The sequence below is a fragment of the uncultured Microbacterium sp. genome (assembly GCF_913776565.1).
In the GTDB taxonomy this organism is placed as follows: Bacteria; Actinomycetota; Actinomycetes; order Actinomycetales; family Microbacteriaceae; genus Microbacterium.
In genome coordinates this window covers 1-4,794 of sequence record NZ_CAJYPF010000232.1, presented here as the reverse complement: position 1 = coordinate 4,794, position 4,794 = coordinate 1, and the positions used below count along the sequence as shown (strand labels likewise).

5 protein-coding genes are annotated in these 4,794 nt (G+C 70.6%); all 5 read right to left on the bottom strand.

All coding sequences use genetic code 11. The annotated features are described in order from the left end of the window. The coding region (carB, locus tag QZ433_RS12935; RefSeq protein ID WP_295784225.1) for a carbamoyl-phosphate synthase large subunit at window positions 1-1,139 on the bottom strand (1,139 nt) is incomplete at its 3' end. Then, window positions 1,132-2,304: a glutamine-hydrolyzing carbamoyl-phosphate synthase small subunit gene (gene carA / locus QZ433_RS12930; RefSeq protein ID WP_295784224.1), complete on the bottom strand. Its 1,173-nt coding sequence runs from the start codon at window positions 2,302-2,304 to the stop codon at window positions 1,132-1,134. The genes carA and carB, both read right to left, overlap by 8 nt. Next, window positions 2,301-2,801 carry a hypothetical protein gene (locus tag QZ433_RS12925; protein WP_295784222.1) on the bottom strand — a complete coding sequence of 167 codons (501 nt, stop codon included), beginning with the start codon at window positions 2,799-2,801 and terminating at the stop codon, window positions 2,301-2,303. Before QZ433_RS12925 ends, carA begins: the two co-directional genes overlap by 4 nt. Beyond that, window positions 2,798-4,120: a dihydroorotase gene (locus QZ433_RS12920; RefSeq protein WP_295784221.1), complete on the bottom strand. Its 1,323-nt coding sequence runs from the start codon at window positions 4,118-4,120 to the stop codon at window positions 2,798-2,800. Before QZ433_RS12920 ends, QZ433_RS12925 begins: the two co-directional genes overlap by 4 nt. Next, window positions 4,117-4,794: aspartate carbamoyltransferase (locus QZ433_RS12915; RefSeq protein WP_295784219.1), on the bottom strand; the 678-nt coding region annotated here is incomplete at its 5' end. The genes QZ433_RS12920 and QZ433_RS12915, both read right to left, overlap by 4 nt.

Here is a 4,794-nt window from a genome sequence, read left to right as displayed (position 1 = left end):
ACCGACTTCATGGTCGTGGTCAGCGTGGTGTCGGCGGCGGGGAACTTCTCGAAGTTGAACCGCGGCACCTTGACCACGACGTAGTCGAGCGTGGGCTCGAAGCTCGCCGGGGTCACCTTGGTGATGTCGTTCGGGATCTCGTCGAGGCGGTAGCCGATCGCGAGCTTCGCGGCGATCTTGGCGATCGGGAAGCCCGTCGCCTTCGACGCCAGCGCGCTCGAGCGCGAGACGCGCGGGTTCATCTCGATGACGATGATGCGGCCCGTTTTCGGGTCGACGGCGAACTGGATGTTGCAGCCGCCGGTGTCCACGCCCACGGCGCGGATGATGTCGATGCCGATGTCACGCAGGCGCTGGTACTCGCGGTCGGTCAGCGTGAGCGCGGGCGCCACCGTGATCGAGTCGCCGGTGTGCACGCCGACGGGGTCGACGTTCTCGATCGAGCAGACGACCACCGTGTTGTCGGCGGTGTCGCGCATGAGCTCGAGCTCGTACTCCTTCCACCCCAGGATCGACTCCTCGAGCAGCACCTCGTTGGTGGGCGAGTCGTGCAGGCCCGCACCGCCGATGCGGCGGAGGTCGGCCTCGTCGTACGCGAAGCCCGAGCCCAGGCCCCCCATCGTGAAGCTCGGCCGGACGACCAGCGGGTAGCCCAGCTTCTCGGCCCCGGCGAGCAGTTCGTCCATCGAGTGGCAGATGACGGATGCCGCGACGTCGGCGCCCGCCTCGATGACGAGCTCCTTGAAGATCTGGCGGTCCTCGCCGCGGTTGATCGCGTCGAAGTCGGCGCCGATGAGCTCGACGTCGTACTTCTCGAGGATGCCGCGCTTGTGGAGCTGGATCGCCGCGTTCAGGGCCGTCTGTCCACCGAGCGTGGGGAGCACGGCATCCGGCTTCTCCTTGGCGATGATCGACTCGATCACCTCGGGGGTGATCGGCTCGATGTAGGTCGCGTCGGCGAAGTCGGGGTCGGTCATGATCGTCGCCGGGTTGGAGTTGACGAGGATGACGCGCACCCCTTCTTCGCGCAGGACGCGGCAGGCCTGGGTGCCGGAGTAGTCGAACTCGCAGGCCTGACCGATGACGATCGGGCCGGAGCCGATGACGAGGACGGAGTGGATGTCGTCGCGCTTAGGCATTCTTCTTGGTCTCCATCGTCGCGAGAACCATCTCGCGGAAGCGGTCGAACAGGTAGTTGGCGTCGTGCGGTCCCGAGGCGGCCTCGGGGTGGTACTGCACGCTGAACGCGGGGATGTCGAGGGCGCGCAGGCCCTCCACGACGTTGTCGTTGAGGCCGATGTGGCTGACCTCGACGCGTCCGAAGCCGGCGGGGCTGTCGACGATCTCATCGAGCGGCGCCTCGACGGCGAAGCCGTGGTTCTGCGAGGTGATCTCGACGCGACCGGTGGTCTTGTCGAGCACGGGCTGATTGATGCCGCGGTGACCGAACGGCAGCTTGTAGGTGCCGAAGCCGAGGGCGCGGCCCAGCAGCTGGTTGCCGAAGCAGATGCCGAAGAAGGGCAGGCCGTCTCCCAGCACCGCCCGCAGCAGTTCGACGTGCTGGTCGGATGCCGCGGGGTCGCCCGGACCGTTGGAGTAGAACGCCGCGACCGGTTCGATCGCGCGGATCTCGTCGATCGTCGCCGACTGCGGGAAGACGTGCACGTCGAAGCCGCGCGCCGCGAGGTTGGTGATCGTCGAGGTCTTCACGCCCAGGTCGAGCACGGCGAGGTTGCCGATGCGCTCGCTCGTCGCGGGGGTGACCTCGACCTCGCTGACCGAGACCTCGGCCGACAGGTTGCGGCCCGCCATGCCCGGCGCCTCGCGCACGCGGCGCAGCTGCTCGTCGGCGTCCAGGCTCGCGGCCTCGCCCGAGAAGACGCCGCCGCGCATGCTGCCCTCGGAGCGGATGCGGCGGGTGACCGCGCGGGTGTCGATGCCGGAGATGCCGACGATGCCGTCTTCGACGAGCGCCTCGTCGAGCGAGCGGTTCGCGCGCCAGTTCGACACCATGCGCGAGGGGTCGCGCACGACGTAGCCGGCGACCCAGATGCGACGCGACTCGGGGTCTTCGTCGTTCACCCCGGTGTTGCCGATGTGCGGGGCGGTCTGCAGCACGATCTGGCCCGCGTACGAGGGGTCGGTGATCGTCTCCTGATAGCCGGTCATGCCGGTGGCGAAGACGACCTCGCCGAGGGTCTCGCCGCGAGCGCCGTAGGCCCGGCCGGTGTAGCGGGTGCCGTCTTCGAGCACGAGGACGGCGGGTTCCCGCGCGGAGAGCGCGGAGGGGATCAGGGAGGTCATGAGTCGCTTCCTGTCGAGGTGAGGGGGCGGATGGCGTCGGCCAGGGCTTTGGCCGAGGCCTCCTGAGGACGGAGGTAGGTGTCGACGACCGTGTCGTCGTCGAGGCGCCAGGTGACGCGCGCGAGGCCGTCGCGCTCGACCACGCGATCGATCGCGACGGTGGCCTGAGCGGCATCGACGAGGCGGTCGCGGGTGAGCGCGATGCGGGGCTGGCCGGGGAGGTCGAGGGCGACGCCGGCGGTGGTCACCGTGACGTCGACCCGGGAGCGGAAGCCCAGACCCTTCAGGGCGAGGCGCTCGAGCGGCTCATCGTGACGGGTCGTGGCGACGTAGAGTCCCGAGAACACCGCCGTCTCGACGGCATCCGCGGGCAGCTCCCCCACCGGGACGGAGTAGCGCGCATCGCGCCGCGTTCGTCGCACCCAGGCCCACGCGAGCAGAGCCAGCACGATGACGGCGATACCGGCCATGACCAGCAGCGCGGCCTCGCGGGTCACGCGGTCGCCCCGGGGGCCTCGAGCACCGCACCGTCGACGACGGTGGGGATGCCGGCGCGCACGGTCCAACGCACCTCGCCGGGCAGCTCCCGACCCAGGTACGGCGAGTTCGTGCTGCGCCCGCGCAGATCGGCGAGGCCGAACGCGCGCTGCGGACGCGGGTCGTAGAGCGTGAAGGTCGCGGGCTGTCCCGCGGCCACCGGCGTGCCGTGTCCGTCGAGGCGGCCAATGCGCGCGGGGGTCGCCGACATCACGCGGGCGACGTCGGCCCAGTCGAGCAGCCCCGTCTCGACCATGGCGTGATGCACGACGCGCAGCGCGCTCTCGAGCCCCACCATGCCGTTCGCCGCGGCGGCCCACTCGCAGGCCTTCGCCTCGGTCGGGTGCGGGGCGTGGTCGGTGGCGACGATGTCGATCGTGCCGTCGGCGAGGCCCTCGCGCACGGCCATCACGTCTTCTTCGCGACGCAGCGGCGGGTTGACCTTGAAGCGGGCGTCGTAGTCGCGCACGAGCTCGTCGGTCAGCAGCAGGTGGTGCGGGGTGACCTCGGCGGTGACATTGACGCCGCGCTTCTTGGCCCAGCGGATGATGTCGACAGAACCGGCGGTGCTCAGGTGGCACACGTGCAGGCGCGACCCCACGTGCTCGGCCAGCAGCACGTCGCGCGCGATGATCGATTCCTCGGCGACGGCCGGCCAGCCGGTCAGACCCAGCTCGGCCGAGACGGCGCCCTCGTTCATCTGCGCGCCCTCGGTGAGACGCGGGTCCTGCGCGTGCTGAGCGATCACTCCGTCGAAGGCTTTCACGTACTCGAGCGCTCGCCGCATGATCAGCGGGTCGAACACGCAGAAGCCGTCGTCGCTGAAGACGCGCACGCGGGCGCGGGAGTCGGCCATCGCCCCGAGCTCGGCGAGCCGCTCGCCCTTCTGCCCCACCGTGACAGCGCCGATCGGCTGCACGTGCACGTAGCCCGCCGCCTCGCCGAGTGCGAGCTCCTGCTCGACGACGCCGGCCGTGTCGGCGACGGGCGAGGTGTTCGGCATCGCGAAGACGGTGGTGAAGCCGCCGGCCGCGGCCGCCCGCGAGCCGGTGAGGATCGTCTCGGATGCCTCATACCCGGGCTCGCGCAGGTGAACGTGCAGGTCGACCAGGCCCGGGAGGGCGATCAGCCCGTCGGCGTCGACGACGGTCGCACCGGCGTGAGACAGGCCCGAGCCGGTCTCGACGATGACGCCGTCCTTCACGAGCAGGTCGGTGGCATCCCGCCCCTCGACGCGCGCGCCGCGCACCAGAAAGGTCTGGGGGGTGGCGTCGCTCATCGGAGGTCCTCTCTCTCGCTGTCGGGCCGCTCGCCCGCCAGCAGCAGGTACAGCACGGCCATCCGCACGGAGACACCGTTCGTGACCTGCTCGAGCACCGTCGAGCGCGGGGAATCGGCGGCTTCGGCGGAGATCTCCAGGCCCCGGTTCATCGGACCGGGGTGTAGAACGATGCTACCGCCCGGCAGGGCCTGCAAACGCCGCGCGTCGAGGCCGTACCGACGGGAATACTCCCGCTCAGTGGGGAAATACGCGGCCGACATGCGCTCGAGCTGGATGCGGAGCATCATGAGCGCGTCGGGTCCGGCCGCGATCGCGTGGTCGAGGTCGTAGTCCACCTCGACAGGCCAGCCGCTGACGTCCTGCGGGACGAGGGTGGGCGGGGCGACCAGGGTGACATGCGCCCCGAGCGCGTGCAGCAGCCACACGTTCGAGCGGGCGACACGGGAGTGCAGCACGTCGCCGACGATCGTGACCCGGATGCCGTCGAGGTCGCGGCCGCGGCTGGCGTCGCCGTGCAGGCGCTTGCGGATGGTGAACGCGTCGAGCAGGGCCTGGGTGGGGTGCTCGTGGGTGCCGTCGCCGGCGTTGACCACGCCCGCGGTGATCCAGCCCGAGGTCGCGATGGGCGCGGATGCCGTCGTCATCCGCCACGGCGCGTCCGGCGCCCCGCG